At 36.3% G+C, this 26,735-nt stretch carries 24 protein-coding genes and 1 tRNA gene; 9 read left to right on the top strand and 16 right to left on the bottom strand.

Annotation, left to right across the window (positions count from 1 at the left end):
- Nucleotides 1-89: 89 nt before the first annotated feature.
- Nucleotides 90-1,289: an MFS transporter gene (locus AOB46_RS20855; RefSeq protein ID WP_062703037.1), complete on the bottom strand. Its 1,200-nt coding sequence runs from the start codon at nt 1,287-1,289 to the stop codon at nt 90-92.
- Nucleotides 1,290-1,462: 173 nt separating this feature from the next.
- On the opposite strand from AOB46_RS20855, the gene AOB46_RS20860 reads away from it, so the two are divergent.
- Complete coding sequence (locus AOB46_RS20860) at nt 1,463-2,362, top strand: AraC family transcriptional regulator (protein WP_062703039.1); 900 nt, start codon at nt 1,463-1,465, stop codon at nt 2,360-2,362.
- Between the two features lie 183 nt (nt 2,363-2,545).
- On the opposite strand, the gene lipA is transcribed toward AOB46_RS20860, so the two are convergent.
- Complete coding sequence (gene lipA / locus AOB46_RS20865) at nt 2,546-3,412, bottom strand: lipoyl synthase (RefSeq protein ID WP_062703041.1); 867 nt, start codon at nt 3,410-3,412, stop codon at nt 2,546-2,548.
- A 387-nt stretch (nt 3,413-3,799) separates the two neighbouring features.
- The gene (locus tag AOB46_RS20870) at nt 3,800-4,360 is read right to left on the bottom strand and encodes an RNA polymerase sigma factor (protein ID WP_062703043.1); all 561 of its coding nucleotides are present in this window, start codon (nt 4,358-4,360) and stop codon (nt 3,800-3,802) included.
- Nucleotides 4,361-4,494: 134 nt separating this feature from the next.
- Here AOB46_RS20870 and tyrS point away from each other — a divergent pair, with 134 nt between their 5' ends.
- The gene (gene tyrS, locus AOB46_RS20875; RefSeq protein ID WP_062703098.1) at nt 4,495-5,790 is read left to right on the top strand and encodes a tyrosine--tRNA ligase; all 1,296 of its coding nucleotides are present in this window, start codon (nt 4,495-4,497) and stop codon (nt 5,788-5,790) included.
- A 208-nt stretch (nt 5,791-5,998) separates the two neighbouring features.
- On the opposite strand, the gene AOB46_RS20880 is transcribed toward tyrS, so the two are convergent.
- Entirely contained in the window at nt 5,999-6,505 is a 507-nt protein-coding gene (locus AOB46_RS20880; protein WP_062703045.1) for an outer membrane protein, read from the bottom strand.
- Nucleotides 6,506-6,682: 177 nt separating this feature from the next.
- Between AOB46_RS20880 and AOB46_RS20885 the strand changes: the two genes are divergently transcribed.
- A complete protein-coding gene (locus AOB46_RS20885; RefSeq protein WP_062703047.1) occupies nt 6,683-8,677 on the top strand; it encodes a sensor histidine kinase in 1,995 nt (664 codons plus the stop codon).
- Nucleotides 8,667-9,305, top strand: a complete 639-nt coding sequence (locus AOB46_RS20890) for a response regulator (RefSeq protein ID WP_062703049.1) — start codon at nt 8,667-8,669, stop codon at nt 9,303-9,305. Before AOB46_RS20885 ends, AOB46_RS20890 begins: the two co-directional genes overlap by 11 nt.
- 54 nt (nt 9,306-9,359) lie before the next feature.
- Here the strand turns inward: AOB46_RS20890 and AOB46_RS20895 are convergent, their stop codons facing one another.
- Entirely contained in the window at nt 9,360-9,779 is a 420-nt protein-coding gene (locus tag AOB46_RS20895; protein ID WP_241489253.1) for a hypothetical protein, read from the bottom strand.
- A gap of 239 nt (nt 9,780-10,018) precedes the next feature.
- Here AOB46_RS20895 and AOB46_RS20900 point away from each other — a divergent pair, with 239 nt between their 5' ends.
- The 3 genes from AOB46_RS20900 to AOB46_RS20910 all read left to right on the top strand — a co-directional run bounded on the left by AOB46_RS20900 (nt 10,019) and on the right by AOB46_RS20910 (nt 12,635).
- Nucleotides 10,019-10,657: an alpha/beta hydrolase gene (locus tag AOB46_RS20900; protein WP_062703053.1), complete on the top strand. Its 639-nt coding sequence runs from the start codon at nt 10,019-10,021 to the stop codon at nt 10,655-10,657.
- 121 nt (nt 10,658-10,778) lie between these two features.
- Complete coding sequence (locus AOB46_RS20905) at nt 10,779-12,104, top strand: PDZ domain-containing protein (RefSeq protein WP_062703055.1); 1,326 nt, start codon at nt 10,779-10,781, stop codon at nt 12,102-12,104.
- Between the two features lie 3 nt (nt 12,105-12,107).
- Nucleotides 12,108-12,635: a hypothetical protein gene (locus AOB46_RS20910; RefSeq protein WP_062703057.1), complete on the top strand. Its 528-nt coding sequence runs from the start codon at nt 12,108-12,110 to the stop codon at nt 12,633-12,635.
- Here the strand turns inward: AOB46_RS20910 and AOB46_RS20915 are convergent.
- Together AOB46_RS20915 and AOB46_RS20920 are read right to left on the bottom strand one after the other, a co-directional pair.
- On the bottom strand, nt 12,628-13,644 hold the full coding sequence (locus AOB46_RS20915; protein WP_062703100.1) for a L,D-transpeptidase: 1,017 nt from the start codon (nt 13,642-13,644) through the stop codon (nt 12,628-12,630). The two genes, AOB46_RS20910 and AOB46_RS20915, sit on opposite strands and share 8 nt — an antisense overlap.
- A 128-nt stretch (nt 13,645-13,772) precedes the next feature.
- Nucleotides 13,773-14,531 carry a response regulator transcription factor gene (locus AOB46_RS20920; protein ID WP_062703059.1) on the bottom strand — a complete coding sequence of 253 codons (759 nt, stop codon included), beginning with the start codon at nt 14,529-14,531 and terminating at the stop codon, nt 13,773-13,775.
- A gap of 145 nt (nt 14,532-14,676) precedes the next feature.
- Between AOB46_RS20920 and AOB46_RS20925 the strand changes: the two genes are divergently transcribed.
- Nucleotides 14,677-15,066, top strand: a complete 390-nt coding sequence (locus tag AOB46_RS20925) for a hypothetical protein (protein WP_062703061.1) — start codon at nt 14,677-14,679, stop codon at nt 15,064-15,066.
- Between the two features lie 294 nt (nt 15,067-15,360).
- Here the strand turns inward: AOB46_RS20925 and AOB46_RS20930 are convergent, their stop codons facing one another.
- From AOB46_RS20930 to AOB46_RS20965, 8 genes are all read right to left on the bottom strand, one after another.
- Nucleotides 15,361-16,602 carry a T9SS type A sorting domain-containing protein gene (locus tag AOB46_RS20930; RefSeq protein WP_082377327.1) on the bottom strand — a complete coding sequence of 414 codons (1,242 nt, stop codon included), beginning with the start codon at nt 16,600-16,602 and terminating at the stop codon, nt 15,361-15,363.
- A 270-nt stretch (nt 16,603-16,872) separates the two neighbouring features.
- On the bottom strand, nt 16,873-17,241 hold the full coding sequence (locus AOB46_RS20935) for a hypothetical protein (RefSeq protein WP_062703065.1): 369 nt from the start codon (nt 17,239-17,241) through the stop codon (nt 16,873-16,875).
- 200 nt (nt 17,242-17,441) lie between these two features.
- Nucleotides 17,442-18,176, bottom strand: a complete 735-nt coding sequence (locus tag AOB46_RS20940) for a LytR/AlgR family response regulator transcription factor (RefSeq protein WP_062703067.1) — start codon at nt 18,174-18,176, stop codon at nt 17,442-17,444.
- Complete coding sequence (locus AOB46_RS20945; protein WP_185113897.1) at nt 18,145-20,958, bottom strand: histidine kinase; 2,814 nt, start codon at nt 20,956-20,958, stop codon at nt 18,145-18,147. Before AOB46_RS20945 ends, AOB46_RS20940 begins: the two co-directional genes overlap by 32 nt.
- A 281-nt stretch (nt 20,959-21,239) precedes the next feature.
- Complete coding sequence (locus AOB46_RS20950) at nt 21,240-22,079, bottom strand: XAC2610-related protein (protein ID WP_062703071.1); 840 nt, start codon at nt 22,077-22,079, stop codon at nt 21,240-21,242.
- Nucleotides 22,080-22,109: 30 nt separating this feature from the next.
- Nucleotides 22,110-22,520 (bottom strand): hypothetical protein, encoded by a 411-nt coding sequence (locus tag AOB46_RS20955; RefSeq protein ID WP_062703073.1) that lies wholly within the window; start codon nt 22,518-22,520, stop codon nt 22,110-22,112.
- Between the two features lie 100 nt (nt 22,521-22,620).
- Nucleotides 22,621-23,007 (bottom strand): lantibiotic dehydratase C-terminal domain-containing protein, encoded by a 387-nt coding sequence (locus AOB46_RS20960; RefSeq protein WP_185113898.1) that lies wholly within the window; start codon nt 23,005-23,007, stop codon nt 22,621-22,623.
- Nucleotides 23,008-23,059: 52 nt separating this feature from the next.
- Nucleotides 23,060-25,657 carry a hypothetical protein gene (locus AOB46_RS20965; RefSeq protein ID WP_062703077.1) on the bottom strand — a complete coding sequence of 866 codons (2,598 nt, stop codon included), beginning with the start codon at nt 25,655-25,657 and terminating at the stop codon, nt 23,060-23,062.
- A gap of 381 nt (nt 25,658-26,038) precedes the next feature.
- Here AOB46_RS20965 and AOB46_RS20970 point away from each other — a divergent pair, with 381 nt between their 5' ends.
- Nucleotides 26,039-26,356 (top strand): hypothetical protein, encoded by a 318-nt coding sequence (locus AOB46_RS20970; RefSeq protein ID WP_062703079.1) that lies wholly within the window; start codon nt 26,039-26,041, stop codon nt 26,354-26,356.
- A 200-nt stretch (nt 26,357-26,556) separates the two neighbouring features.
- Here the strand turns inward: AOB46_RS20970 and AOB46_RS20975 are convergent.
- A tRNA-Asp gene (locus AOB46_RS20975) sits at nt 26,557-26,630 on the bottom strand.
- Between the last annotated feature and the right edge of the window lie 105 nt (nt 26,631-26,735).

Below are 26,735 nucleotides of genomic sequence, written 5' to 3' on the forward strand. Positions count from 1 at the left end.
ACTATTTCATACCCATAAGAAACGGGTTGTATCCATAGAGAATACAACCCGTTTTCCTTTTATTCTTTTACAGTCAATTCTTTTTCTGATTATTTATCACAGGATACACATTCAGCAGGAGTCTCTTCTGCCGGAGTTTCTGAGCCGTAAAGATACATATATCGTACACTGACAGCAAGTCCGATGAAAGTCATACCCACCCCTACCAGCGAAGGATAATTGTAAGGCAGTTTATATTCCAGAGGAATTCCTCCTAAAAATGCTCCCATCGCATTGGCTATATTGAAAGCTGCCTGCATAAATGCGGCTGCCATCATTTCACTTTTCGGAGCGGCCTTCATCATCATGATATTGATAGGTGCCGCCACCGACATAGACAGTGCTCCGCACACAAATGTCAGGACAAGTGCAATATGCTGATGCTGTGAAAGGAAAAATACGCCGGCCAGGGAAAACATCATCAGAAAGATCAGAAGGACACATGTTTTTTCCGGACCTAACCGGTCAGACACAAAACCTCCTGCCAGATTTCCTACTACCATTCCTCCGCCTGCAAGGATCATGACATACGCCATCTGGCTGCTTTTAATTCCTGCCACAACGGTCATCAGAGGAGTAATATAACTGAACCACGTGAAAAGCCCTCCAAATCCTATCGCAGTAATAGCCAGCACCAGCCAGGCCTGTTTCTTTTTCAGGAATTTCAGCTCTTCAAGGAAATGTGTATCCTGATTAGCCTCTATAGCCGGAAGCCATAACTTCAGGAACAGTAAGGCAAAAACACCAATCAGAGCCACAATAGCAAAATACAACCTCCAGTGATACACATGGCCTATGTATGTAACCAAAGGAACCATAATCAGGTTGGCCACCGTGAGCCCCGTAAACATCAGGGATATATAGAATGCCTCCTTCCCTTTTCCTGCCATTCTTGATGCTACAACAGTTCCCACTCCGAAAAATGCACCATGAGGAAGTCCGGACATAAATCTGATGATCAGCATGGTAGTATAGTCCGGTGCTACCGCCGATAATCCGTTAAATAAAGTGAAAAGAACCATTAACACCATCAGTACTTTTTTCGGAGGAAATTTCACAGAATAACCGATCAGAATTGGTGCTCCGATTACCACCCCCATTGCGTAGGCAGAAATCATGTGGCCCGCCTGCGGAATGGTGATCTGTAATGTTTTAGCAATATCCGGCAGCAGCCCCATGACGGTAAATTCCGTTGTTCCTATTCCCAAACCGCCGATGGCCAGCGGAATAATCCTTTTATCAATCTTCATTGTATATTCTTTTAAATTAACCTGTCACCATAAAGAATACTTTTCATCTTTATTTTGACAGTGCAAAAATCGAAAGAAAGATTGACTTTCACCTCTCCTAAAATGATAAAAATTTGCTCCATATTAACCTTTTTATTTAATTTTAAATCTATAAATAATCAAATGAGAACACAATGAAAATTCAGAAAGAAATTATAGAGTTTGAAAAGGGAAAGTCTTTCAAGCTGTTTTCCCCTTCGCTTAAAAACTGTTTTTTCTGGCATTATCATCCTGAAATAGAACTGGTGTATGTAGAAGCCCTCAATGGCATCCGTCACGTAGGAAAGGATATTTCAGGTTTTACAGACAGTGATCTTTTGCTGATTGGGGCCAATGTTCCCCATCTGAATTTTGATTATGGTATCCAGACTGAATGTAAACAGCTGGTATTACAGATGCGGGAAAATTTTCTGCAGGATATCATTCTCCCTGTTCCGGAATTTGAAAACATCAGGACACTTTTAGATAAGTCCTATCTCGGGCTTTCGTTTTCCGGAAAGACTAAAGACCTTGTAGTTGAAAAACTTAAAATCATCAAAGGGAAAAACTCATTTGAATCCTTAATAGGCCTGATTGAAATTCTCCAGATCCTTGCAGACTCCACAGAAGTAAGGGAACTCAATAATGAAGACACCAGAATCAGGTGGTTTCTGAACGACAAGATCAGAATGGGTACTATTTACGATTATATTCATGAAAATTACGACAAGAAGCCCAATGTCAATGAGATTGCAGCCATCGTCAGCCTGAGTACTCCGGCTTTCTGCCGTTATTTTAAAAAGCAGACGAACATGACGTTTACAGATTTTGTCAATAACTACAGGATCAATCAGGCTAAAATTTTTCTGCTGAAAGATTATTCCGTAACAGAAGTCTGCTTCCAGGTTGGCTTTGAAAGTCTGTCGTATTTTAATAAACTGTTCAAGCAGCATACAGGAGATACTCCGTCAGAATTCAGGAAAAAACATTTTAGAGCAATTGAAATTAACGGGCGGATTGCAGAGATAGACAGAGATTCAGCTTGTAATAAATAATGAATACCCTTTATCTTAGGTTGCAGTTTTACCCCCCACTTCAGGCAAAACCTATTTTTGATTTATCAGGATTCACGATTCTCTGCACAGCAAAATTCCCATATCTCCCATCTATCCGTCTTATTATATCTCTGCTCACCACAATATAAAAAGAAACCGCTCATTACTGAACGGCTTTTATTTTTAGTGAACATGTTTTTCTGCGTGATAGGAACTTCTTACCAACGGTGAGCTTTCCACATGTCTGAAACCAAGGCTTCTCGCAAAATCCCCAAGCTCATCAAATTCTTCCGGTGTAATGAATTTCTTTACAGGAAGATGCTTTTTGGTAGGCTGAAGATACTGTCCCAGCGTAATAACGTCTACATTGGCATTTCTGATATCTTCAATGGTCTGGAAAACCTCATCTTTTGTTTCTCCTAATCCAAGCATTACACCTGTTTTGGTTCTTCGCTGTCCGGCTTCTTTCAAATATCTCAGTACTTCAAGACTTCTTTCATATTTTGCCTGGATTCTCACCTCTCTTGTTAAACGTTTTACCGTTTCCATATTGTGAGAAATCACTTCCGGAGCTACTTCTACCAAGCGGTCAATATGTTTGGTGATTCCCTGGAAATCAGGAATAAGTGTTTCCATAGTAGTTCCCGGAGAGATTCTTCTTACAGCGTTTACGGTTTCCGCCCAAAGAATGGACCCCATATCTTTCAGGTCATCACGGTCTACTGATGTAAGAACAGCGTGTTTGATCTTCATTAATTTGATTGAGCGGGCTACTTTTTCAGGCTCATCCCAGTTTACATCCAGCGGTTTTCCTGTTTTTACGCCACAGAATCCACAGCTTCGGGTACAGATGTTCCCCAGAATCATGAAAGTAGCAGTACCTTCACCCCAGCATTCTCCCATATTCGGACAGCTTCCGCTCTGGCATATGGTATTTAATTTATATTTGTCTACCAAAGTTCTAAGTTCTCTGTAGTTCTTTCCGGTAGGAAGTTTTACGCGGATCCACTTTGGTTTCTGAACGGTAGTATCTTGAACTAAATTTTCCATTTCTAAAATTGATGTTCAAAGTTACGTAATTTTTAATGGAAACCATCTACCGGAGAAATTGATGGAAATGATAATTGGAGAGATCAGCATGTATTTCTGAGATGCAACTCTTGAAAATTGTTGGATAAACGCTAAAAGACACAAGTTTTTTTTTAATTATTATACTGTTTTTAAGCGCAGAAAATTCAGTAATTTTCAGGAAATCTGTGACAGTAAACTTATCACAGATGAAATTTAAAAAGATTTGTTTTATCTGACCTGTCCTGAAGGTTAAAAAAACTTATTTCAGGTCAGTAACTGCAAAGCTACCCTTTAAAATGTTACGGATTTTGAAAATTGATAACGTTTTATTACTTTTTTTTCTGTGTGACATTAAAAGAATTGTGCCTAGCTGTCTTCAAATTCGTTATTTTTCAGCAGTTCAGCAAGGACTTTTTTAGCCCGCATTACCCTTACCTTAGTATTGGCAACAGAAATTCCCAGCTCTTCGGCAATTTCTTTGATGCTTTTTTCTTCAAAAAACCTCAGCTTGATAATATCCTGGTAATTGGCATCCAGAGACTCAATGGTTTTAATGATTTTTTTCTGCTCTTCATCGGAGATCATCAGCTCTTCCGGAGATTTTGCGTATTGATTTTTTACTTCATCAAGATTTTCGGTAGCATCCTGATTTTCGCGTTTTTTTTTCCGCCAGAAATCAATAACGGTGTTCTGGGCAATGGTGAGAATCCAGGTTTTGAACTGAAAATGGGGATCGTACATATCCAGTTTCGACAGCACTTTTGAAAAAACATTGACTGTAATCTCATCGGCATCATTTTCATCTTTTACTTTTTTCATCACAAAAGAAAAAACATCCACCCAAAAGATATTAATGAGTTTGGTCTGGGCTTTCTGGTCTTTTTCTTTTGCTTTCTGAATAAGCAGGAATAACTGTTCGTCGTTCATCACTAACAAATATAGCTTTTTAGGCTGAATTTGCAAAGAGTATATTCCATTTGAAATTCCCTTTTTTGCCTTTCATGATCATACTTCTGAATTTATTATCTTTGCACCGTAAAATTTTAAACAAAAAAATAGAGATGAATTCCTTTATAGAAGAACTAAAATGGCGAGGTCTTTTTGCCGATATGATGCCGGGAACCGATGAACAGCTGAATAAAGAGGTAACTACTGCATATATTGGTTTTGACCCGACTGCAGATTCTTTGCATATCGGAAGCCTTATCCAGATAAAAATACTGGCACATTTTCAGCAGCACGGGCATAAGCCTGTTGCATTAGTTGGGGGTGCTACAGGAATGATCGGAGATCCGTCCGGAAAGTCTGCAGAGAGAAATCTTCTGGATGAAGAAACCCTTCTTCATTATGTAGACTGTCTGAAAAATCAGCTTTCAAGATTTTTAGATTTTGAAGGAAGCGGCCCTAACAAAGCAGAATTGGTAAACAATTACGACTGGATGAAGAATATTTCCTTCCTTGATTTTGCCAAAAACGTAGGAAAGAACATCACGGTAAACTATATGATGGCAAAAGATTCTGTAAAGAAAAGATTTTCCGGAGAAAGCGGTGCTGAAGGAATGAGTTTTACAGAGTTTACCTACCAGCTGATCCAGGGATATGATTTCCTTCACCTGTACCAGAACAACAATGTGAAGCTTCAGATGGGAGGTTCTGACCAGTGGGGAAATATTACCACCGGTACCGAGCTTATCCGCAGAAAAGCCCAGGGAGAAGCCTTTGCACTCACAGTTCCGTTGATTACCAAAGCTGACGGCTCTAAATTCGGAAAGTCTGAGAGCGGAGAAAATTACTGGCTGGACAAAAAGAAAACTTCACCTTATAAATTCTACCAGTTCTGGCTGAATGCTACCGATGAAGATGCTGAAAGATTCATTAAATTCTATACTTTCCTAAGCAAAGAAGAGATTGAAGCTTTAATTGAAGAGCATAAGACAGCTCCTCACGAAAGAAAACTTCAGAAAAAGCTTGCTGAAGAAGTTACGGTTTGGGTACATGGAAGAGAGGAATATGAAAAAGCGCTTAAAGCTTCTGAAATTCTTTTCGGACGCTCAACCGCTGAAGATCTTGTAAGCCTTGATGAGGAAACTTTCCTTGAAGTTTTTGATGGCGTTCCACAAAAGGAAATTGCAAAAGCAGAGGTGCTGGGTGTGAGCATTATTGATCTTCTTTCTGAAAAATCTGGATTCCTTAAGTCTAAGAGTGAGGCCCAGAGAGAAATTAAAGGAAATGCCATTTCTGTAAACAAGCAGAAAGTAAACGACACTTACACAGCTAATGAAACAGATCTTATCGACGGTAAATTCCTGCTGTTACAAAAAGGTAAGAAAAGCTATTTTATTGTAAAAGTTCAGTAAGAATCTATACAAAATACAATTAAAAAAGACTGTTGTGAACAGTCTTTTTTTTGTTTAGCCATAAAAAAACCACGGAATTATCCGTGGCATTCATGAGAAAGTATCACTTTTAAAGCTTTGTAATCGTCACGGCTTTATAGGTAAAAAATGAAAAGTTTGTTATGTATATTGTGTATGATGTATGTTATATTTTTTCAGAACCAGCCTGCTAAAATTTGTAAGAAAGTCCGGCTTTTCCACCTGAAGCAACCGTTCCTCCCCCCACTTCCACATTCACTGCGAAATGATCTGTGAAATAATATCTGGCACCTGCCTGTCCTGCAAATCCTACTCCTGAAGCTTCACCGCCGGAATAATCATAATCTGATCCATTATAACGGTAAGAAAATGAGTTGTAAGCCAGCGTAACTCCTGCATATACATCCCATTTACCGGGAATTTTAAGAAGCGTATTGAAATGGTAGTTGCCGTTAATGCCCGCTCCTATCCATCTTCCTTTGATGTCTCCTGAATATTTCTCAGAGGCCAGGCTAAACTCTGCACCCACCGTAATGTCGTTATGTATACCATAATCTAATCCTGCATACACAGGTATTCCCCATCCGTTTGCAACACCAAGGCCTACGTTCACCTGTGCTTCGCCTTTCTGCACTCTTTGTGCATTCATTATCCCAAACATGGAAATAAACCCCAGCAAATAAATTTTGTTTTTCATTGATATAAAAATTTTGTATGTTATTTAACCTGCCTTTGAAGGCTTCTGCAAAACTATCGGAGGAAAGAGCACGATACAATCCTCAAAAAAATGTAATTTTTTCTACCTTTTTCTAGGTATTTTTTACAGCTGGATTTTTGATTATATTCAGCCTTTGAATTTCGAATTAAACTCATAATGAAGAGAATACTGCATTTCTTATGTTTTTTAAGCTGTTTCCCGTTGTATTCACAGGAGCTGTTTCCTCTTAATGAAAAAAAATATACAGATAGTCTTCAACAGGTAATCAACGGAAGCACAAACAGCCTTTCCAAAAGGGATGCTTATTTTATTTTATCCGATTATTACAGAAATTCAGACAGTTCATTAAGTAAGAAATATCTGGAAAACGGCAGAAAATCCGGAGAAAAAGATCCTTTTACTGCTGCTGAATATTCTTATTATGAAGGACAGTATTATTTTGATCAGGATAAAGAGAAAGCAGCGGCCTCGTACCAAAAAGCAATACAGATTCTCTCAAAATTCAAAGGAAAAAAATCTGATTTCTATAAAGCTTTATCCTGGTACAGCTACGGAATTACCAGAAAAAATAAAGAGGGCTATCCTTATTGTATTAAAATAATGCTTGAAAAAAGCCTCCCGACCGCTGAAGCCTATGGAAATACTAAAATGCTTGGATTTTTATATACCCAGCTGTCTCTTATGCTGACTTATAACGCCGAATTCGGAAAAGCAGAAAATTATAATACCAAAGCCATTCATATTCTTAAAGAGAAAGCTCCCCGATCTACTGAGCTATTTTATGCTTACCTCAGCAAATCAGGAAATTACAGCTACCAGGCTAAAGGCAGTCTTGGAAAAAAATTTCTGGATCAGGCGGAAAGAATGATTCTCCCCTATCCTGAATCTTCGGCCAACGCTGCTTATTATTATAATAAAGCTTTATATTTTATCACCCAGCAGGAAAATGAAAAGGCACTGGAAGCTATAGAAAAGGGTCTTTTCTATACTAAAAAGTTCAATATGAAGCTTCTGACGCAGATGTTTTATTTCCAAAAGTATGATGTCTATAAAAAGCTAAAAAAATATAATGAGGCCAAGGATCTACTGGAAAATGTCCTCGCTGAGAAAACTCTGGGTATGGACCTTAACAACAGAAAGACCATCTACAGCCATTTATCCAGTCTCAACGAATTCATGGGAAATCCGGTTCAGGCCCTGGTCTGGGAAAAGAAATATTCAAAACTGAGCGACAGTTTGCATACGGAAAATGTAAAGCTTGAAATCAATAAACTGGAAGCTCGGTTTAATGCCTCTGAAAAAGAGAAAAAAATAGCACTTCTCAATGCCGAGAAAAACCAGAAGCAGCTGGAGGTTAATAAAAAGAATTACTATTTATGGGTACTCAGCCTAGCTATATTATTTCTTATAAGTCTGCTTACCTTTTTATTTGTTATTTACACCAACAATAAAAAGCTTTCTGAACAGAAAGAGATTAATCTTCAGCAGAAAATAGAGGATATTAAACAGAAAGAAGAACTGGCTCTTACCAAAGCCATTCTTGAAGGAGAAGAAAGGGAAAGAGAGCGTGTCGCTAAGGATCTTCACGATGGTCTTGGCGGAATGCTGGCGGGAGTTAAAATCAATCTTTCTACCTGGTCATCGGCACATCTTGACCCGGAACAGCATCAGGATTTTTATAAGATTCTGCACCAGCTTGACCACTCTGTAACGGAGCTCAGACATGTAGCCCGAAACCTGATGCCTGAGTCTTTATTTAATTTCGGATTGGAAACGGCCCTGAATGATCTGTGTGAATTCTATACCCGCAATGATCTGGATATATGTTTTCAGTCTATTAATATTGAAAAAGATATTCCTCTTACCATCCAGCTCAATATTTACAGAATTGTTCAGGAGCTGCTGGCTAATGCTGTAAAGCATGCGCAGGCCAGCAGTATTCTTCTTCAGTGTTCGCAGGCCGGTAACAGTTTTATGATCACGGTTGAAGATAATGGGAAAGGATTTGAAAAAAACAATAAAAACAATATCAAAAGCATGGGATTCAGAAATCTCAGAAACCGTGTGAATTACCTGAAAGGAAAAATGGAAGTAAGCTCCGACAGTCAGGGCACAACGATTAATATAGAACTTACGATCAATGGAGAATAAAAAAATAAATATTGTTATTGTAGACGATCATCCGATTGTGATTGAAGGATTGAAAATGATGCTGAACAGTCAGCCTTTTTTTCACATCTCCGAAAGTTTTACTTCCGGTTCGGAAATTGTCAGCTTTATCCGTTCCAATGAAGTGGATATTATACTTCTGGATATTGCATTACCTGATGCCAACGGAACGGAACTTTGCCGGGAGATTAAGAAAATATCTCCGGAAACCTCTGTCATCATGTTCAGTAACAGATCGGAACGAAGTATCATCATGCAGTCTGTACAAAACGGGGCCAGCGGTTATCTGTTGAAAAATACGTCTATTGATGAATTGGTTGTATGTATTAAAGGAGCCCTTTCCGGAAATATTGTTTTCTGCCATGAGACGAAACAGATCATCAGCAGGCCTTCTTCAAACGACCTTCCGATTCCGAGGCTTACCAAAAGGGAGAAACAGATCCTGCAGATGGTTGCCCGGGGAAAAACAAGTGCTATTATTGCAGAAGAGCTTTTTTTAAGTCCTCTTACCGTAGATACGCACCGAAAAAATCTGCTGCAGAAATTTCAGGCTAAAAACTCAACAGAACTGATCAACCTTGCTGTACAGATGCATCTGATGGAAGAATAAAACATAAAAAAACCGCTTTTAAGAAGCGGTTTCATTTATATTAAGAATGTAAAATTACAATTCCAAGAAGCTATAATCAATAGAAGCTACCATAGGACCTGCTCCTTTTTTCTTATCAGTTCTTACGATTTCTCCATCTATCCAAAGATTGATTACCAACTCTGAATCTGGTTGCGGAAGGTCTGCTTTAGCATCAAGGTTAAGCTGTGCCTGGCTTGAATTTACAAAAAACTCACCACTGACCCATGTGGTTCCTACCGGATCAAATATATCAGTTTTTACAGTTCCTACCTGCGTTACGATAGCTTTAATCACTCCGCCTGAAGTTGTTTTTACTTCAAACTGAACAACATGGTCCTGAAATTCATCGTCATCATCTTTTTTACATGAGTTTAAAACGGTAATTACAGAAAATAATAAGACGAATAAAAAAGAAAGTCTAAGTAAACTTTTTGATTTGTAAAATTGCTTCATTTCTCCAAATAGATTTTTTAATGTTTCAAATATAAGTTTTTTATTAATATAAAAATAACTTTTATGAAAAATTTCCAATAAAGATTTGCAAATAATATCAAATCAGCAAAACTGGAATTTAACAGCTGTATAACGTTTGAACAGTACAAAAAATACAAAAATTATATGCTATTCAGCTTACGTAATAAAACCGCAGTATTTGAAATCAGCCAATATGATTTATTAATTATATTTGCTGTATGAATTTAGATTACCTTGTAAGAGAACCGGAAAATATCACCTCTACGACTCCTGTGCTTTTTATGCTTCATGGTTATGGCAGTAATGAGCAGGACCTTTTCAGTTTCAGGGAAACGCTTCCCTCCGACTGGCTTATTGTAAGCTTCAGAGCACCAAGAGATACCCAGTTTGAAGGATATTCCTGGTATGATATTAACTTCAATGATCCGGAAAATTTTATAGATGTTGTACAGGCTAAAGAATCCCTGAACAGCGTTTTAGAAAATATTCTGAAAATTATTAACCATTATGGTCTTGCGGACAGTAAAGTTCATTTATGCGGATTCAGTCAGGGCGGTATCCTATGTTATGCTCTGGCACTGAAACATCCGGAACTTTTCAATTATGTTGCGTGTCTGAGCAGCTATCCTGAGGAAAAAATCCTGGATGGTATTGTGAAAGATAAGAAAAAGCTGGAAAGGCTTCGTTTTTTTGTATCACATGGCACAGATGATGCTGTTATTCCTCTTGACTGGGGAAGGAAAGCGGCTGATCTTCTTTATGACCTGAGCTGCTATTTTACCTTCAGAGAATACATGAGCGGACATGGTGTGAATCAGAAAAACTATATGGACCTGATGGATTTCTTTTCCAAATAAGCCTAAACACCATTAAAGACTTTTAATCAATAAGACTGAATTAGTTACCGTTTATACAAACATTCCTGCTTTTGGAATGTTTTTTTATTGACAATCGGGATAATTTCACTAAATTCAGTAAATGAAATCAACGCTTTTTTTACTGGTATTTTTCTTCAGCATTTTTATGGGTGCCCAGAAAAATTCTTTTGAACTGATTAATACAAAAAAAGCGGTTATTCCTTTTAAACTGATCAACAATCTGATCTTTATTCCAGTAAATATTAACGGTGCAGAGTTGACCTTTCTGCTGGATACCGGGGTTGCTGAAACGTTGCTTTTTAGTTTAGACAATAAAGAAATTAAGCTTTCTAATGTAGAAAAGATGAAATTTTCGGGTCTTGGAGAGAACCTGAGTATTGATGGTTTTAAGTCTGACCGTAATCATGCGAAAATCGGGGATCAGCTCGTTAATACGTCCATGATGCTGTATCTTATTATGGATGAAGAGTTTAATATTTCTTCCCATATCGGAATTCCGGTAAATGGAGTTATTGGCTATCATTTTTTCAAGAACCACCCTGTTTCAATAGATTATGTGACAAAAAAAATAACGGTGTATCAGGATTCTGAAGCCCTACAGAAAAAAGTAAGAAAGTATGAGGAAATCCCGATTACGGTGGAACAGGACAAACCTTATTTAACGGCAGGTGTAGAGATGACCACTGAAAAGAAAGATTCAAAATTGCTGATTGATCTGGGAAATAGCGACGCCATATGGCTTTTTCCGGCCCTTATTAAAGATTTTGTATACAACAGACCTAATATTGATGATTTTCTCGGCCGTGGATTCAACGGAGATATTTATGGTAAAAGAAGCCGGATTCATAACCTTTATCTTGGAAAATTTCAGTTTGAGAAGCCTCTTACGGCCATGCCGGATGAGTATTCTATCCAGCATGTAAAAATAGTAGAAAACAGAAAAGGTTCTGTAGGCGGAGAGATTATGCGGCGCTTTACCGTTGTTTTTGATTATACCGGTGGTAAATTGTACCTGAAAAGGAATAAAAACTTCAATGATCCTTTCCATTTTAATATGAGCGGACTGGATTTTAGGCAGGATGGCCTGGAATGGCAGCAGGACCGTGTAAAGATAGAACCTCAGAGAAAGGCAGAATCCGGTAACGAAATTTCTGTAGGGAATACATTTCAGTATAAATTTACTTTAAAACCCTTATTTTCGATTGCCGGCGTAAGAAAAGATTCCCCAGCTTACAAAGCGGGCTTAAAAAAAGATGACCAGATTATTACCATCAATGGAAGCAGAACTGCTGATATGACCATGGAAAAGATCATGGATATGATGAAGTCTGAGGAAGGAAAGAATATTACGATGGTGATCCAGAGAAATACCCAGCAGATGACCTTCAGCTTTGTATTGGAAGATCCCATCCCCTATCAAGAATAATATATGAAAACAGAAGAAACCACATTAGATAAAATAAGAACACGCCCTCGATTCAAGATGTATACGCATCTTACAAAGGAAGAATATGCAGATAATCTGAAAAAATACCTTACCGAGCATAAAGGCGAGTTTTCGGGCAATGTTAATAAAGAAGTAGCTACAATCTATGTAGAAACAGCCTATGATAATTACTGGAAACCAAGACTTTCTTTAAGGATAGAGATGGAAGAGGAGCATACTGCCATACGTGGCGTTTTTGGTCCCAGCTCAGCGGTATGGACCTTTTTTATGTTCCTTTATTTTTCTTTTTCCATTCTCTGGATGACGTTCTTCACCATGTATTATGTGGAAAAACAAATAAAAAGCGCTGAGTACCCCTGGGCCCTGAGCGCTTCTTTTGTTATGCTGTTCTGTATACTTCTTACTTATATTGCTGCAAGGTTCGGGCAGCATAAAGGCAAAGATGAAATGCTGAAGCTGAGAAGATTTGCTGAAGAATCTACTTTACAATTTGAGAAAAAAATCAGTTAGCAGGAAGCTCTTCCTGTTTTTCAGCAGGTACCGCCATTGCTTTCGCTGTTTTGACGGAATCTGCTACTCTGTCTCTGTTATCCTGCTCTTTGATCATTTTTTCAACATTCGGTTCTAAAAGCCTGTTCATTTCTTCTACTGAAATATTATTGGCATTGGGATCTTCCAGAAGCTTTCTCCATGGTTTTCTTCCGCCCCATTTATAATCTCCGAAGACCATTACCGGCGTTCCTTTTGCTTTTGTAGTTGCTCCTCCCGGGTTAAGAATCCAGGTATCTGCATAAGAATACAGCCATTGTGCATCTTTCATTAAGAGGCGTAAACAAGAGTGTGACGCTGGATATCCCGGCAGATCGTACTGATGCCATCCGATGCCACCTATGTTATGAATATTAAAGTTATAAGGAAGTTTCCATTCGCTGCTGACTGTTGAGATGGAGAGTTTCTTTTTCCAGTTGGCAAAAGTAAGACCTCTGGTAGTCTGCGCAGACTTTTTCCCCATGCTTGTCGGGCCCCATTTCACAAGGCTTCCGTTAGAATATACTCCATAAGCCTGAATAGGATATGAAAAGATAACAAATTTTTTCACGCCGCTCAATACATCCAGCTGCATAGGAAACGGCGAATAGGCCATCAAGGTGGTATCTATTTTAGCAGGAACCACTAAGGTATCTGCATTCCATTTATTTTTAGAATCAAGCCTGTTCAGGGCAAGAATAGCGTAACGCTCACGCTCGTTGTATTTTTTGCTGAATTCGGCATATACAGAATCCCGTAATTTTTTATCTTTCGGAAGTACCAGTGCATTATAAAAACCATTTTCCTGCATCGCTGGCGGCATCGATTCTTTTTTTGCCACTGAATCCTTCTTGACTGAATCTTTTTCTGCAACAGGATTTTCGGATGAAGAAACGGTATCTTTAAGAGTATCGCTGATCTTTTCAATTTCTTTTTTACATGAAACCATCAATGCAGCACAAAAACAGGCATATAAGAATGATTTTTTCACAGATATGTTTTTCATAAATAAAATAGGTCACTTAGTTTGGCTACCCAGTGCAAATATCAGACCTAAAATTGAATCCTAAAAGACATTTCGGAAAATACCGTAAAAAAACGGTATCTGAACTTAATGCGCTACAGCAGTTTATTTGTTTTTGCATAGGCAAATGCTTCAGCAATATTATTTACTCCTATCTTTTCAAAAAGTTTCTTCCGGTGGAATTTTACGGTATCTGCCGTAATAAATAATCTCCCGGCTATTTCATTGATGGTCATCCCGCTGGTATACAGGCGCAGAATCTCATGTTCTCTTTCTGAAAGTTTTATTTTCTCTTCTTTATTCCATTGATCGGCCTCCGGATCGTACTTCCATATTTCATCTGATCCTTCTTTACTCAGGACAATATTACCTGCTTCGGTACTGTTAGAAAGAGAAACGAAGCATAGGGCTTTCCATACCTGCCCGTTTTCTGCAAGAAACATAGGGGTAAGCTTATGATTAACAAGGATTTCATTTTTTTTGCCATTCATCAGATGAAAATCATAAGATATGCTGTATTTTTTTCTTTCAGACACCGGGATTGTATCGTAAAATTCAAATCCTGCTTTATTAATTTTTATTAAAAGTTCCACATCTTTCGGTCTTACATGCTGAAAATAAAAGGCATATCCAAGCTCTTTCACTTCCTCGGAAGATTTTCCGCATAGAAATAAAGGATTATCGGAAACATATTCGAAAGATTTAGTCTGATAGTTGATTACGTATAAGCTTTGGTAGGTAAGTCTGGCAAAAGCCTTTACAGCTTCCAGATAATCTCCGGACTGAGAAAAATCAATTTCAGCATCTTTACTTACCTCATTTTTTTCGTTAAAAAATTGGTTTATTTCTTCCATATATCCTTACGTGCTTACAACAACTACCCAAAAAGGTAGTATTTATTTCTATACAGCAAATCTACACAAAAGTGTAGCTGTTATCAAAATGGCGTGATATACATTTGCGAAAAATATTTACCAGTACTGTATATCTTAAGAAAAAATGAAGAATATTTATTCCTATTCACAATTTATTTTATGTACAGCTGTACTTGTAATGCTGTTCTCTTCATTTCAGATATCCAGAGGAAGGCATATCTACCGTAATCACTGGATAATACCCGCTCACAAAGATTTAAAAATAAAAAATTCAAAAAAGGAAAGCCTGGAAACAGTTTTATACAATTCTTCCAGTACTGCTCCGCTCCACTATGCCATCAATAACCATGAAATAAAGGAACTGCCTATCAACGATTCGGTCACCGTTAAAGTGAATTTCGCCCATGAAGTTTTTATCGTAAATAACTCAATCCATGAGAGTCAATTCAGACTGAAAATTTTAAATAACAGCGGCCGAATTAAAGCAGTCATCCAGGATCAGTCAAAGAAATAGAATACTAAACTGGTCAAAATTATCGATCTGATAATCTCTACTATTACTGTCTTATGGCAGTAATTTTTTTGTCACTTCCCGTGTTATTGTACTTTTATATCACTGATAGTTTGACACGCCTTAAAAATACCCTTTTAAACTATCAAAAAATCCCCGAAATTTTAGTATTCGGGGATTATTATTGGTCTTCTAGACAACCTACATTGGTATTGATCCTCCTTTTTATAGGGAATAAAATTTCAATCGTTACGATCTTCAATTATTATAGGAATCAATAAGTTATTTTCATACAGGTTATCTTGAAATGATTAATTTCTGCGAATTGATTTTATCGTTTGACTTTATTTCAACAATATAAGTACCCTGAATAATTTTTTCAACATTCAGCTGTATGTTTTGATGCCCGCTATCAAGAGTTGCAAATTTTTCAAGTACAATTTTTCCGGAAGAGTCAATAATTCTTACAGAAATTGTTTCTTTCCTGGAAAGATTGGTTTGTATTTCCAAATAGTTCTTTGCAGGATTAGGAACCATTAAAAAATCTTTCTTTCCGCCAGACTCAAGTTCAGCTTTTACAATCGACTGATATTCGGAGAGAGGGGATTTTATATTGGTAACTGTAGCGTTTTTGGTTGGAATAACAACAGGTGAACTATAGCAGAAAGTAAAACACCTCTTACATTTAGATAATCTATCTTGTTTCTCAACAACACACACTGTATAGGTGCCGGCAGCCGAATAGTTATGGGCTATTGACGGATAAATAAAAGTAGATGAAGTGCCATCTCCCCAATCTATAAAATAAGTTGGTCCGGGGTTGCCTGGTGTAGAAGAAAGAATTGGATTAATTAAGCTTAAATTAGCTATTGCGGTATTGTCTAATGTATTGAAGCTGGTATCCAGGGTAAAATCCGCACTACAGTTATCACATGATTTTATACAGAAGTTGTCAAAATATATTATTTCACTTTGGAACCCGGTAATATCCGGTGTGATTGCCAAAGTAGTAGAGTTAAGCATCATATTATCAAAGTCTGAAGGATTGGAGGAGCTGTTTAATATCCATTCCCCATCCGAATTGCTCGGAAGCACACCACCGCTTGATAGTTGAATAGGAGCTTTAATACGGACCCATCCACTTCCCGGAGTAATTGTTATATAGGCTTTAAAGGTAGCATTGTGAACACCGTCGCCAATGGTGATATTTGGATGATACGGCTGTCCGGATTCTCCATCATTTTTAAGATAAACATCAAAAAACAGACATTGTCCAAGGAATCTTTTCCCAAGATCTTTAAAATCCACGGAGTTTTTATAAAAGGAGCCTCCTGCCTGATCTCTCAGTATAAGATATTGAGATCCGTCCAAAATGTTAGGAGACCCAAAGGTTACGGCTACATTTCCATTAGGAAAAGCCTCAGGAACCCAGTTACCCGCGGGATTAGAAGAAGAGTTGAAGTCGGAACAGGGAGCCTGTGCTTTAAGCCCAAGACATCCTAAAAACAAATATATTGTTAAAAAATATAATCTTATCATAATACAAATTGATTTTATACATCAAAAACCAATAAAAAACTTTAAGGATTAGTATTCTACTTAAGGTTTTACATCTGTAAAATGTGAGCTCACAAAAATTTTAAGAATAATAGAAATTTTTCCTGATATAAATTGTTCCGTGCCTTTAAACTGTAAAGACTGTACAACAGATACCACTGGTAGATGGAAACACCTTGTAAGACTAAAAATAAGCAGGGAGAGGCCTCTTCCGATCAAATGCTTAATTTCCCGTTTACAAAAAAGTTATAATCAGCGTGTTGGACCTGTTGCATAGCAAGCAAGTACCCCACCTCTCATACTAGTGGTATTTTCTGCAATATACTGTTCTGCATCTGCCACAGAATTAAAATAGTAATAATAAGTATCGTAGCGAACGATTCCGTTAATAATTCTATGCATGCGTACAGATGCATGCAATCCACATTCATTCAGTCCCTGTCCTGCAGGCTGTATAGCAAATAATTTACTTTCACTTAATTTCTGTTCTTTTGGCTGTGTCGCAAATACAGAATAAGAAGCAAATACACCAACAGCTGCCAATAGTAATTTTCTTTTCACCACTCTGAAAACAGAGTTCTGCTGAACTTTAATAAGTTCTTTTTCAATGGTATTTTTCATAATAAAAAGTTTTGATTAACAATTCGAAGATAAAAAGAGCCAGATTAAACAGCGAATCATAATCAGCAACTGCAACTGTTAGCTAAGTAAATGCCAATTTTATTCAGATAATTAAGATTCCTGAATGGTTGATTATATGAAAAATATCAATATTGATAAAAGTATAAGTATTGCTTCCCCGGATGAAAATAAACGTAGTATTAATCTATATCAATATCATCTATTTTCTGTATGAAATCATTTTTCTTCCGTTGTGAAACATTGAGTATTGAGTTATCGCTCATAATGACCTGCCCGCCTTTTCCTTTAATATATTCTTGAAGATGGGAAAGGTTGATCAGGTGTTTGTGATGTATCCTGAAAAAATTGTATCCTTCAAGTATTTCTTCAAACTCATAAAGAGTTCTGGACACCACTATTTTAGCATTATTAATCATATAAAACGTAGTATAGCATGAATCTGCTTCACAACGGATAATGTCTGCGACATTAACCATTTTGAATCCCTGCAGTGACGGCAGGCTAATTTTATTCTCATAAATAGCATGATGAGCAGGTTTATTTTTTTTAATATTTTCCAGAGCTTTATTGACGGCAATAATGAAATCAAACTTTTGAACGGGTTTTAAAAGATAATCGGTTGCTCCGTTTTTTATAGCCTGAATAGCAAAATTTTCAAAAGCAGTAATAAATATAATCTGTGATGGGATTTCTTTAAATTTTGACAGCAGATCGAAAATGGTTCCGTCACGCAGCTGGATATCAAGAAACAAGATATCAGGGACTTTTTTTACAAGATTTTTATATGAGTCTTCAATATTTGAAGCCTGAAAAACAATCTCAATTTCGGGAAATTCTTCTTTTAGCAAGAGTGTTATATAATCTCTTCCATGTTTCTCATCATCAATGATGCAAATTTGTGTTTTGGTTTTCATTTGGTGTTATGTAAAGTTTAACTTGTGTGCCCTGTTTCTCAGATTCATCGGAAAGATTAACGATTTTTAAAGTAATATTCGTTTCAAAAAGGTGCTTAAAAGTCTCAATTCTTTTTTGAGATAATTTCAGTCCGAAAGAATTATTAAGTGCAGATTCTTTTATATTGCTGATTCCTGTACCATTGTCTTCAATGGTTATACAAAGAGATTCATTTTTATAATCAAATGATATGCTGATAAGACCTTTCTGATTTTCAAGATCGGAAACTCCGTGCTTGATTGCATTCTCTACAAAAGGCTGTATTAATAATGAGGGAATCGCCCAGTTTTTATTGACGTCTTCAGAAATATCTATACTATAGTCGAAAAGATCATCCTGACGAAGCTTTTCCATATTAAGATATAAAAAGAGATAATCAGCTTCTTCATTGATCGTAATAAAGGTTTTTTCCGAATAATGAAGTGTCTTTCTGATCATTTTGGAAAATATATTTAAATAGTTTTCAGTTTTTGAATAATCACCTTTGAAAAGCAGATACTGGATAGAATTAAGACAATTATAAATAAAGTGAGGATTAATTTGTGCTTTAATCGCCTGCAATTCTAACTCTGCGATTTTTTTCTCAAAATACAGTGCTTCCAGCTTTTTCTTACGCCGCTTTTGAAAATACGAATTAATCAGCACATATATGACCGTTAAAAGAATAAAAGTCATGGCTGAAGTAAACCACCATGTCTGCCAGAATCGGGGCTTAATTTCAAATGCCATATCTGTAGAAGCATATGATTGCTTTCCGTTATAACCTAAACCAATGACCTTTAATAAATATTTTCCCGGGGGGATAGAGTTAAGAATAATTTTAGAGGAATTGGTTGTCTGCCAGATATTATTAAGGCCTTCCACTTTATATTTAAATGCAATCTTTCCTTGTGAAGTATAGTCTGGAAAGCTAAGATCAAAGATGACATCATCAGGAGTAATTCCTTCCAGCTTTTGGCTGATATTGGAATATTCTTTACTTCCTATTTTTACGGAATTGATAATTACTTTTTTATTAATGGATTTCTCCTGTGCAAGTAATTTCCTGATCGGAAAAATCGCCAGCCCGCCGGAAGTAGCGATAAAAACAGAATCATTTCTTACAATACAGCCTGCTGTTAAATTAGAAGGCAGCCCATCCAGCTGAGTGAAATTATTAATTCTTATATTATTTTCTTTCATTTCAATTCTCGATATTCCGGAATTGGTGCTTGCCCAGAAAACATCAGGCGTTTCAATATTATTTTTTTTAACCTGATTACTTATTAAGCCTTCTTTTTTTGTAATTTTCCTGACTATTTGTTTGTTATTGAAAAGAATAATTCCGTTGGTATTACTGGCACCTATATATAAATTTTCTTTGAGTTTTTTAACATCATTAAGGTAGCAGCCCTCCAAAAATAATTCTCTCTTTTTTGTTTTTATATTCAGTTTATACAGATCATTGAAATTCCCCATCAATATACTGTCTTCAGTTAAAGGCAGTGCTGTGTAAGTTCTTTCATCAGATAAAATTTCAATTTTCCCATTTTGTAAATGATACATCAATAGGCCTTGTGATGTACAAAATAATATGGAATCTTTGCTGTAGGGAATTATATTCTTTGCATTATAATACAATATGCTCTTTTTACTTTGTTCGGTATTATAAACAACAATCTTGTTAGTGAACGCGAAAACCCGTATACTTCCTTGACAATATATAGCCTTACTATCATGTTTATAATACTCATCAAATACTATATTCTTTAAATTATTATTGCTGTAAATGGCAACGGATGAATTATTATAACCTAAAAAAATACTCTTTCCATCAGTGGCAATAGCTTTTATATATCCTGAATTATTTTTTAATGAGAGATTAATATAATGATCAAAGAAAACCTTAGTAATAAAAAAAATACCATTGTTTTTTGAATTAAACCAGACATTATCATCTTTATCTACGAGAACATTATGAATAGTATAATTCTGTAAAAATTTTACAGGCATATCTAATGGTTTTTTTTCATCCAGTAATGACTGGTTAAAATATAAGGCTCCACCTGCTTCTAAATTCAGCCATAACTTATTGTTCTTATCTATAGAACCATATATAATATTTTGTTTTAATCGGTAAGAATTTATTTTCAGAAATTTAAAAAGTCCCTGCTTTTTGTATACATTAATTGTTCCTTTATGATTGAACACAAAAAGATTATCTTTTTCACAGACAAAATCTCCTTCAGCCTGAATAATTTTTATTTTATTATCATTCATAGTATAGGCTAAGACGCGATCTTCTTTATAATTCCTCATATATAAAATATTCCTGCGAAAATCATATTTAAAGGCATCTACATCTTTTTTATCATAATTGAAGCGAACGGTTTGGGTTTTAACAGTACCATTTTCATACGTAAGGATACTTTTAGGATTATTTGTACTATATAAATACAATGTATTCCCATTTCTATCAGTCTTAGCTAAAGAATTGGCAAGCTGGTTTTTGAGAAGTCTGCTAAAACTTAAATTAATAATTTTTCCATTCTTTAAATAAGCAAAATCATTCAGATATGGAATCAAAAAAACTTCCCCGTTAGGTAAAGGCTCACAGTCTATTACTTCTATATTCATCAGTCCTTCTTCTTTTCCATATTGCTTAAACTCCTTCCCATCAAATCTAAAGAGTCCATTATCACTGCCTATCCATATAAAACCATTGTTATCCTGTTTTAAACGATAGGTGTATGAACTATTCAATCCGTCATTTTCATTATAGTTCCGCAATCCGGGTATCTGGGAGATATGAATAGAAAAAATACAACATAAGAGAATTACAAATATTTTTCTGAACATTAATATTGAATGGTGATAGGTTATACTCAATAAAAATACGTTTTTTAGATATTATCCAATTATTTTCTTCCATCACATTTTCAAAGACATACATTAAGTAATCTCCTATATTTCAAAAAAATAAGCAAAGCGGCGGCCTTGCTTATCTTAAAAACATACTGTTGTTATTTTTCCTTCATCTGTTTTTATTCATTATCCTCTTTGGAAGAGTTCCATTTCAGAATTCCATTTTTATCAAATCTATAGGTATCTTTATGCCATGAAGCTCCTCCCCTGCATCCGGTTTCCAGCAATTTATTTGCCTTATTTATCTTTACATCGCATAAACAGGAACATCGTGACCGTGAATAGTCGGGTTCTTTAAGCTTGACAAAACGTTTTATCCCGGGTTGATACAGATAGATGGTAAACATTCTGTAAACGCCCATTCCGCCGTCCGGTACAGAAAATGCAACATCATCATAACCATCAAAATTATAGTCTTCTATGATGCTCTGCCTTGCAGTATCCGGATTTTCTATAGATGAAAGTTCTATATTTTCTTTTTTACCGTTGCCATAATCAAAAGTAAGGCGATTGTTGTAAAAATGATTGAAAGAAATCAATACTCCGTGCATGAGATATTGGTTGCTACCGTCATATTTTTCTGTTTTCTCATCTACAGGTTCCAGCTTAAAATTTCTGTTATCTTTTTTCCGGGTGTAGCTTACATCAAAAAAAGTATGCTTCATAAGGGAAAGTCTATAGGTTCCGCTTACTTTCCCGTCAATTATTTCATCCCATACATAATGGTCTGTATCCGGCTGCCCATCATCCCTTCCGCTCGTATCCAAGGTGTGTTTTTTAATGTGTAAGGGAATCCTGCCTTTCTGTCCGGAATACTGCACAAAAGCTCCTTTACCAGAGGTTCCATAGTAAAATGTTACTCTAAACTCTTTAGCTTCTCCAACAGATTTAAAAGTGAAAGGCTGCGCCTGAAGTGCCGCAAAAAATAAGATACTGTATAAAAGTAAAAGCTTTTTCATAAGATGCCGTTATATACCCCCAATAAAATATTATCTGAATAATGTATTGAACCTGACATAGAAAAATATCCACAGGATCAGCCAGGGAAGATTAAAAATCAGTAACAGGAATACCCCTTCCAGGTCAAAACCCTCGTTTATCGTTAAAAACAAAGAAAATATCAATGGTATGGAGGGAAGCAGAAACCAGCACAGCGCTGTTCTAATATTTCCCTGAAACGGTTTTAAAAGCGATAAAAGACTACTGAAGGAAAAAATACTCAAAACCAATATCCAGAAGATAAGGAGAGCATATCCTAAACCGCTCATATCACACATTCTCCGGTAATCTTCAGGACGTTTTGTGGCATCCATAAAAATCACCAATAAAATTTCTGAAATGACTGTAGCCAAAAGCCATGTCTTCAGGATTGACAGCAAAATAAACCTTCTTTCCGGCATTGAGTTTTTATATGGTTATCACTAAAATACTAATAAAGTATGGGATATGCAAAATGAATACAGCCCGTTGATTTTAAGATTGTATGATATTAAATACGCATCACAAAATATTCTCAGTATTATAGAATACTGTTGATTTATAATACTTCAGCAGATAATCATAAATCATCATTTCAAATATTCTCTGATCAGAAATAAAAAGCCTGTTGATATTCATATGGAACAGGCTTTGAAAAAAACTTTGCAATAACATACCTAATGATTGTTTTTCATGATGGAAGCTTATATTCTGTACATCTGTTTCACTTGCTTCAATATTGGAAAGAATGGCGTTTCTCTCGTCTAAAAATTCTCTGCTGTCTTTACACCAGTATAGATTTTCAGGTACAGCCATTCTGCTCCGGGAATAAATTTTCTTTCTGTGATCATACCTCCTGATTTTTCTTTCTGTACATGGGAAATACAAATTCTCTTTTAAAATCATCATTTTCATCATACAAAAATTCTTCGATAATAGTTAAGATTTCTGCATCCATTTTTTAAGGGTTTTCTATTTTTTCCTTATTCTGAACAGCCAGTTCCTGAATTTGTGTCAGAAGAGGGGCCGGACTGCCACCAACAGTTAAAATAGTTGCGGGCAAAATAGTAATCATGGTTTCAAAATCGTTTAGATTTCCAAGAGTATCGCACCATTGGTCATGAAACAATGCCATGTCATTTATATAAGGCAATTTAGCCAGTCCCTGCATTAATATTCCGGTTTCATATTTTGAAAAAAACTGTAAACCGGCATCTGATACTGAACCAACACCAACAATTGCAACGTTTCTTCCCAATTCCTTTAAGGTTAACAATTCTAATTTAGCATTCGGAACTACTAAATATTCGCCGGAATTCTCATCGAAAACCGTTGTAAACAGGCTATCCCCTTCATTATCCCTTATAATCAAATACTTATCATCAATACGGCCCAATTTCAAAACAGGACCTTCAGCAGGAGCTCTCCCTTCAATTTCCTCCAAGGTCAGCTCTTTGTATTTGTTACTCGCAATTGAAAGTGCCGCTCCTTTTAAAAAGCCTTCCAAAATAGCCTTTTCGTCACCGCCGCTGGCTCCAATAGCAATAGCTCCAATAGCAGACGTTGCTAAAGCTTTTTTTAATACCTCATCTTTGGGTACGGCTAATCCTTCTGTACCATTTATTTCTTTTGTGTAATAGGAAGTTAATCCCGTAATAAGACCCGTTTTCAACGCCAATGATAAATCCCTGGTAACCTTATAAGTATACCAGGCAGCATAAGCCGCTGCACCTGCCGGGCCTCCATATATTGAACAAACAGAGGACGCAATTGAATTGAGAAGTGAAGAATCCTGAACAGCTTTTGCAAAGTTTTCATCTGAATATTGGAGCATATCTGTGTAAGAATGCCAAACAGCATCAACGATTTTACCTTCTAATAATCTCCTTCCTGCATTAGAAAGCATTTTTCCGTAGGCTTTAGCCTGATCTTCAATAAAAGTTACCGAGGCACTAATCCCTTCGCCAAGGTTTTGTGCGTCCCTTTCTAATTGTTTTCCAATATCCTGAATTCCTTTTTCAAGATTCTTTCCCAGGTTTTGTCCAAAAACTTCAGCTTCCTTACCTACATTCTGAATCCCTTTTTCTATCTCTTTGCCAATAGGTTCAAGAACGTTTGCTATTTCATCCCAAAGATCTTTTGAGAGATTATCTTCAAATTCTTTCTGAGCTTTATCGTACGCAGCAATAATATCAAGTTCCGAATTTTTAAGCTGCTGCATACGGGTATTTATTTCCAAAAGTTTTTTCTTTTTTTCTTCGTCGGCAATTTTTTCAATTTTTTCATTGATGAATGTCTGCCAGATCTCTACTCTCTTGTTATTTAATTCCTGTATCGTATCATATTCCGTAAAAAATGAAATCGCTTTCGTTTCATCAAAGGTGTCAAGGTTTTTGGAAATTTTTTCAATGGCATTTAAGGAATCATCTGCTGATTTCACAAAAGCAGCATACATGATCAGGAGTTCACCATTTGAATTCAGCTTGTCTATTTCTGTCTTGGCGTTTACAAATAATCTGGGTTTATTTTCTGCATCTGTAATCTTATCTTTATCAGGCGTATTCATTAATTCTTCCCAAGTTTCATTAATGAAGAAATCTAAACTTATTTGTGTGGGTGCAACCGTTCCATTTTTAGTCACCTCTTTATTAAATGTATAAACGGGTATTTCTGTAATGCTGGAATAATCTACTTCTAGTTCAGGGTAAACCTCATCTCTTTCAATCAATTGACGATCAATCAATCCGGTTGTCATTTTCATTTCATCATCAGTCCATTTATTTCCTATTTTGTATTTAAACTTCTTAAAATAAATGTCATAAAAAACAGAAGTAACTTCTATCTCAAATAATTCACCTGCTTCCGGACCTTTCTTTCCTAACTGATTTCCATAAACGAAAATCGTATGCTTTCTTGATTCTGAAAATTTAGTTTTATTGTAGGTATACAGATTATAGATTACGTTCTTAATTAATACAGCATTGCCTTTTGCCTGGTCATATGAAACGTAGAGCTCTCCCTCTTTATTCGATACTTTCTCAAACCAGTTTTTGTAAGAATTTAGTACAACTTTTATATAAGATTTAGGCTGATTAGCAAATACCATAAGTAAAACCTCAAAATGCAGGCAGGTTGCCACCAATGGAATGTTAATATACCCACTCCCCATCACCTTCGCTCTGGCAAGCTGTAATTCCCGTAAGATTTCATCAAAAATCAAACTGATTCTTTCCGCGGTAATCTTTCCGCTTTCATTTTCCACAATATATGCGGTCACTTTTTCTTTGAGAATAATAAAAAGTCCTTCAATATCTCTTTGATAAAGTTCTAAAACTGTTTGTGAGGGTGTCGCATCAAGTTTTTTTTCTATTGCTTCCTGACTCTCAATAATCAGGTCTAAAGACTCTTTAATCTTATCTAATTTCGAAGACATATTTTCAAGCATATCCATCTGAATATTCAACAGATTGCCAATTGCTCCGAAATTATCGTCGTTATTACCAAGTAAGCCGCCAATATCATTTGAGAAGCTGAGAACGGGTGTTAATAATGATGCCATATTTATTATTTTTAAATATTCGTGGATATTAGTACTGATGCTGAAAAAATTGGAAAAACAAAGCCTATCAGCTCAATAAAACATACAACAAGAAGTATTATAGATTCAATCCAAAGATAAAATAACAAATACGGACCTGTCAATTACCCGTTCGTGTAATGTTTACTATAACCTGAGATTCTGTATTAATTTAACAAGTTTATGATGCTTAGTATAAAATAAAAATGCATTAGATAAAGCTCAAAACTTGTATTACTATCAAGATTATACTTAAACGCTAGGGTATATGACGGAACAGAAAGGAACAATGATGCTGTTACCTATTGCAATAAAGTCATCTCATCGGGCTATAGTCTGAAAACCAAATATGAAGATCTGTTTTTGGCAGATAACAACCTGAACAACCCTGAAGTTATTCTTTCCATTAATTTTGATGGCATACATTCTAAAACCTGGGGCAGAACTACTTTCTTAGTACATGCCCCGATAGGAGGTATGATGAATCCCAAAGATTTTGGAGTTAATGATGCATGGAACGGATCTGATCAGATATGGCAGATTTATATCTTTATCTTATTTATGGCCCTGGAAAGGGGTGTGAAGGATGGAAAAGGTTTGGAAGACTTCAGAAATTTATACCCAATTCCTATAAACGATCTTATCGCCAATCGTAATTTAATACAAAATCCCGGTTATTAATTTTCCCCGAATTCGGGAAAGGCATTTTAGTTGAAACCGGATCAGGAAACTGGAAGAAGACAACCCTACTCTTTTACTTCTTCTATTCCCTTCTGCTCCACAAAACCGGAAAGAACGATCCTGAATAACCTCTGATTCCATTGAAAAAAACACAACAAAAAACCCCTCCAGAAATCTGAAGGGGTTTTTAAAATTAGCTGCGATCCGGACGGGACTCGAACCCGCGACCTCCGCCGTGACAGGGCGGCATTCTAACCAGCTGAACTACCGGATCAATTTTTTTAAAAGAAATTGAGAAAACTTCTGCGATCCGGACGGGACTCGAACCCGCGACCTCCGCCGTGACAGGGCGGCATTCTAACCAGCTGAACTACCGGAT

Origin of the sequence: Chryseobacterium indologenes, from assembly GCF_001295265.1 — a bacterium.
Lineage (GTDB): Bacteria > Bacteroidota > Bacteroidia > Flavobacteriales > Weeksellaceae > Chryseobacterium > Chryseobacterium indologenes_A.

What these genes read in the sequence shown, in the direction of transcription:
- AOB46_RS20855 (WP_062703037.1), bottom strand. Translation starts at nt 1,289, where the DNA reads ATGAAGATTGATAAAAGGATTATTCCGCTGGCCATCGGCGGTTTGGGA.
- AOB46_RS20860 (WP_062703039.1), top strand. Translation starts at nt 1,463, where the DNA reads ATGAAAATTCAGAAAGAAATTATAGAGTTTGAAAAGGGAAAGTCTTTC.
- lipA (WP_062703041.1), bottom strand. Translation starts at nt 3,412, where the DNA reads ATGGAAAATTTAGTTCAAGATACTACCGTTCAGAAACCAAAGTGGATC.
- AOB46_RS20870 (WP_062703043.1), bottom strand. Translation starts at nt 4,360, where the DNA reads ATGAACGACGAACAGTTATTCCTGCTTATTCAGAAAGCAAAAGAAAAA.
- tyrS (WP_062703098.1), top strand. Translation starts at nt 4,495, where the DNA reads ATGAATTCCTTTATAGAAGAACTAAAATGGCGAGGTCTTTTTGCCGAT.
- AOB46_RS20880 (WP_062703045.1), bottom strand. Translation starts at nt 6,505, where the DNA reads ATGAAAAACAAAATTTATTTGCTGGGGTTTATTTCCATGTTTGGGATA.
- AOB46_RS20885 (WP_062703047.1), top strand. Translation starts at nt 6,683, where the DNA reads ATGAAGAGAATACTGCATTTCTTATGTTTTTTAAGCTGTTTCCCGTTG.
- AOB46_RS20890 (WP_062703049.1), top strand. Translation starts at nt 8,667, where the DNA reads ATGGAGAATAAAAAAATAAATATTGTTATTGTAGACGATCATCCGATT.
- AOB46_RS20895 (WP_241489253.1), bottom strand. Translation starts at nt 9,779, where the DNA reads ATGAAGCAATTTTACAAATCAAAAAGTTTACTTAGACTTTCTTTTTTA.
- AOB46_RS20900 (WP_062703053.1), top strand. Translation starts at nt 10,019, where the DNA reads ATGAATTTAGATTACCTTGTAAGAGAACCGGAAAATATCACCTCTACG.
- AOB46_RS20905 (WP_062703055.1), top strand. Translation starts at nt 10,779, where the DNA reads ATGAAATCAACGCTTTTTTTACTGGTATTTTTCTTCAGCATTTTTATG.
- AOB46_RS20910 (WP_062703057.1), top strand. Translation starts at nt 12,108, where the DNA reads ATGAAAACAGAAGAAACCACATTAGATAAAATAAGAACACGCCCTCGA.
- AOB46_RS20920 (WP_062703059.1), bottom strand. Translation starts at nt 14,531, where the DNA reads ATGGAAGAAATAAACCAATTTTTTAACGAAAAAAATGAGGTAAGTAAA.
- AOB46_RS20925 (WP_062703061.1), top strand. Translation starts at nt 14,677, where the DNA reads ATGAAGAATATTTATTCCTATTCACAATTTATTTTATGTACAGCTGTA.
- AOB46_RS20930 (WP_082377327.1), bottom strand. Translation starts at nt 16,602, where the DNA reads ATGATAAGATTATATTTTTTAACAATATATTTGTTTTTAGGATGTCTT.
- AOB46_RS20935 (WP_062703065.1), bottom strand. Translation starts at nt 17,241, where the DNA reads ATGAAAAATACCATTGAAAAAGAACTTATTAAAGTTCAGCAGAACTCT.
- AOB46_RS20940 (WP_062703067.1), bottom strand. Translation starts at nt 18,176, where the DNA reads ATGAAAACCAAAACACAAATTTGCATCATTGATGATGAGAAACATGGA.
- AOB46_RS20950 (WP_062703071.1), bottom strand. Translation starts at nt 22,079, where the DNA reads ATGAAAAAGCTTTTACTTTTATACAGTATCTTATTTTTTGCGGCACTT.
- AOB46_RS20955 (WP_062703073.1), bottom strand. Translation starts at nt 22,520, where the DNA reads ATGCCGGAAAGAAGGTTTATTTTGCTGTCAATCCTGAAGACATGGCTT.
- AOB46_RS20960 (WP_185113898.1), bottom strand. Translation starts at nt 23,007, where the DNA reads ATGATGATTTTAAAAGAGAATTTGTATTTCCCATGTACAGAAAGAAAA.
- AOB46_RS20965 (WP_062703077.1), bottom strand. Translation starts at nt 25,657, where the DNA reads ATGGCATCATTATTAACACCCGTTCTCAGCTTCTCAAATGATATTGGC.